The organism is Paenibacillus plantarum, assembly GCF_013141695.1.
GTDB classification, from domain to species: Bacteria; Bacillota; Bacilli; order Paenibacillales; family NBRC-103111; genus Paenibacillus_E; species Paenibacillus_E plantarum.
In genome coordinates this window covers 1-1,292 of sequence record NZ_WHNY01000058.1, presented here as the reverse complement: position 1 = coordinate 1,292, position 1,292 = coordinate 1, and the positions used below count along the sequence as shown (strand labels likewise).

Genomic DNA, 1,292 nt, shown 5'->3' with positions numbered 1-1,292 from the left:
AAACTAGTTTAAGGAATGGTGAAATGGAACCAGTTGTGGGATTGGATGTATCGAAAGGAACGAGTGTGGCTCAAGCGTTCACTTCGCGAAATGAAGTGGTAGGGAAATCGAAAAGTATCGCGCACACGGAGGAAGGATTTAAAGAGTTTGGAGAATGGCTTGGAGAACTTCGTCAGAAAACGGGGAAAGAACCGGTAGTGGTTTTAGAAGCAACTGGGCATTACCATCGGGGACTCGTGGCTTACATGGACCGAAGTGGGTTCAGCCACATGGTAATTAATCCACTACAATCCAAACGAGCAAAAGGCACGCAACTGCGGAAGGTAAAAACAGATGCTGCGGATGCATGGCACTTAGCTGAGATGTACTACCGTGGCGATGTTAAGCCTCATCGTAAAGGAGACGAGCAGCTTTTAGAACTCCAGCATCTCACCAGACAGCATGAGTTCGTAACAGCTATGTATGTGCAAGCAAAGCTAAACATGCGGGCGTTGCTTGACCAAGTCTTTCCTGCCTACGAAGGTGTGTTCTATGACTTGTATACCCAAACAGCAATGCGCGTTTTGCAGCAATATTTAAGCGGTATGGTGATTACAGAGGAAACAATTCGGGAAACCGTACAAAGGTCACATAGTCAAATCTGGATCCAGGAGAAGCTAGCACAACTTCAGAGTATTGCTCCAATCGAAGGACGAAGCCCAGCACAAACGATAGCTTTACAAAGTATGTTAGGCTTATTGCTTGGTTTCCAAGAGCAACTGGAGCACTTGGAGCAGCAGATCGAGGAAACGGTCGCGATGATCCCAGAAGTGGCTCTTCTTAAAACAATCCCGGGTGTTGGTGATAAATTGGCTGCCGCATTGGTCGCCGAAATCGGTGATGCTACACAATTTTTACATGCTAAACAGCTTGTCGCTTTCGCAGGACTCGATCCTAGTGTTTTTAGTTCAGGAAAGTTCTCGGCTTCAAGCAGTAAGATCACCAAACGAGGTTCCAAACGTTTAAGGCGGGCATTATATTTAGCTGTGCAATGTGGTTTGCGCAAAGGGAAAAATGAGCGGATTAAGGCCTATTATGACAAGAAAAAGAAAGAGGGCAAGCCCTACAAGGTGGCCGTGATCGCTTGCGCCAACAAGCTCCTCCATCACGTCTATGCCATCCTCACCCGAGGCGAGCCATATCGCATATAACCAATAAATTCCATAAACTTCCACGCCAATGGAGGTTTATTTGTCATTTCCTTAAACATTATAACAAATATTCTTTTAGGTACCAAGACAGTTACGCTTGAC

At 45.8% G+C, this 1,292-nt stretch carries 1 protein-coding gene; it reads left to right on the top strand.

Annotated elements, in window-relative coordinates:
- Nucleotides 1–23: 23 nt before the first annotated feature.
- Nucleotides 24–1,190: an IS110 family RNA-guided transposase gene (locus tag GC096_RS17645; protein ID WP_171631978.1), complete on the top strand. Its 1,167-nt coding sequence runs from the start codon at nt 24–26 to the stop codon at nt 1,188–1,190.
- Nucleotides 1,191–1,292 lie beyond the last annotated feature (102 nt).

Excerpts from the sequence above, each read along its gene's own strand:
- GC096_RS17645 (WP_171631978.1), top strand. The coding sequence starts at position 24 with ATGGAACCAGTTGTGGGATTGGATGTATCGAAAGGAACGAGTGTGGCT.